This window comes from Hymenobacter lapidarius, from assembly GCF_001816145.1.
Lineage (GTDB): Bacteria > Bacteroidota > Bacteroidia > Cytophagales > Hymenobacteraceae > Hymenobacter > Hymenobacter lapidarius.
This window is the reverse complement of the sequence record NZ_MDZB01000019.1, coordinates 1-1,829: the sequence shown is the minus strand read 5'-3', so window position 1 is coordinate 1,829 and position 1,829 is coordinate 1. Positions and strand designations below refer to the sequence as shown.

Genomic DNA, 1,829 nt, shown 5'->3' with positions numbered 1-1,829 from the left:
CCGCCGGTGCTCACGGCGGCCGACGAGCCGCCGGTGCGCGCGGCGGCGCGCGCCAACCGCCAGCAACTCAAAGAGGTGACGGCCACGTTGTGCCAGGAGTTAAACAAAGAATTCTCCCCCAGGACGTTGAAACGTTTTTTAAAAAGCGTGGTGGGCGCTGGCGCCGGTTCCGCCACAGCCTGAAAATGGCCCAGGACCCGGAGGACTACGCCGACAAGGCCCAACGCCTGGCAGCGTTGCAGCAGGTGGAAAAAGCCGGGCACATTGACCTCTACTACGGCGATGAATCGGGCTTTTGCCTGACCTCCGCCCTGCCCTACGGCTGGCAATTCCCCGGCGAGCAGGTCGCCACGCAGCCCCGCCACAGCCAGCGCTTCAACGTGTTGGGCTTCTACAACGCGACCACCAACGACCTGCACACGGCTGCCCGCGAAGGCTCCCTGGACGCGGCCTTTGTCATCGATGCCCTCGATGCCTGGGCCGCCACCCGCACCCGCCCCACGGTGCTCGTGCTCGACAACGCCAAAATCCATCACGCGGCCGCCTTTCAGGCGCGGCTGGCCGCGTGGGAAGACCAAGACGTCTACGTGTTCTATTTGCCCGCCTATAGCCCGCACCTCAACAAAATTGAGACCCTGTGGCGCAAAATCAAGTACGAGTGGCTCCGCCCGGAAGCCTATCTGACGTTCAAGACCCTGAAAACCGCCGTCTGGCACATCCTGGACCGCGTCGGGCAGCAATACACCATTCAATTTGCCACCTAACACTGCCCCTTTAATTCTGGCCAGTTACTTAGTCTACTTTTTTGGGCTTTGCTGTGTGTATTGCCTTTTCTGGCGCTGGCTTCCTACAGCCACCCCGCGCTCGATGACTTTGCTATCGGGAATGCGTTGCGTACGACCACTGTAGGATGCTATGTCTGGAACACATATTTCACTTATTCAGGGCGGTTTTCTGCCTCTCTTTTCAGTTGTATCCACCTGGGCATGGGAGATTCAGTTGCCTGGTATCCCTATCTGATTACCATTTTCATCGGGGTTTTTGCGCTCAGCTTGTACGGTGCGGCTGCGGCGCTCATCCCGAAAGATTGCACTCCTGCTGGCAGGTTGGTAGCCGGCAGCATGGTTCTAATTGCGGGATTTAGTGCTTTCCCGTGGCCAGCTGAGGGGCTTTTCTGGCTAACGGGCGTGGTGGCGTACCTTATTCCTTTGATTTTCACTTGTTGGCTAGTGGCATTGATGGCTAGTATCTATTTTGCTCCGGTGGGCTCTCCTCAGCGGCTGAAGTGGATTGTCTGCATCCTGCTCGGGTTCTTGATTCCAGGCTTCTCAGAAGTAACTGCCCTTATCACCTTATTGGTGGTAGGAGCACACTTGTACTTTTCCTCCATTTCGCACGCCTACAAAAATGGGTATTGGTTGATGGCAGCGCTAGTATTTGGAAGCATATTCACATTGGCAGCTCCTGGCAATTTCGTGCGTTTGCAGGCCGAGGGCGAAAAAATACAGATGGCGCGCTCAGTCTGGCTGGCAGCAGGAACCACTGTTTATTTGCTGCTTAACTGGGCAGGCAACGGCCTATTACTGGTGCTAACCATCATTATGCTGCCCTTGAGTCAGGCCGTTGCCCGAAGCCCGCGCGCTAACCTGCTCAACCGCGTTACTACCCGCAAGTATCTGTGGCCAGGACTTCTATTTACCGGTTTATTCATGGCAGTGCTCTTCTGCTATCTAGAGCGGTTCCCAGGTTGGCGTACATGTTTTGATTTATCTTTCCGGGATGCAAGCGTATTCTCAGGACCTGCGTGAGCGGGTGATGGCGGCCCGCCA

3 protein-coding genes are annotated in these 1,829 nt (G+C 56.5%); all 3 read left to right on the top strand.

Features of this window, described 5'->3' with window-relative positions:
• A partial coding sequence (locus BEN47_RS21860; RefSeq protein WP_239691452.1) for a hypothetical protein occupies window positions 1–183 on the top strand: 183 nt, incomplete at its 5' end.
• Complete coding sequence (locus tag BEN47_RS00705) at window positions 111–764, top strand: IS630 family transposase (protein ID WP_239691451.1); 654 nt, start codon at window positions 111–113, stop codon at window positions 762–764. The genes BEN47_RS21860 and BEN47_RS00705, both read left to right, overlap by 73 nt.
• A gap of 48 nt (window positions 765–812) precedes the next feature.
• Window positions 813–1,808 (top strand): DUF6056 family protein, encoded by a 996-nt coding sequence (locus tag BEN47_RS00700; RefSeq protein WP_125921428.1) that lies wholly within the window; start codon window positions 813–815, stop codon window positions 1,806–1,808.
• Window positions 1,809–1,829: the final 21 nt, after the last annotated feature.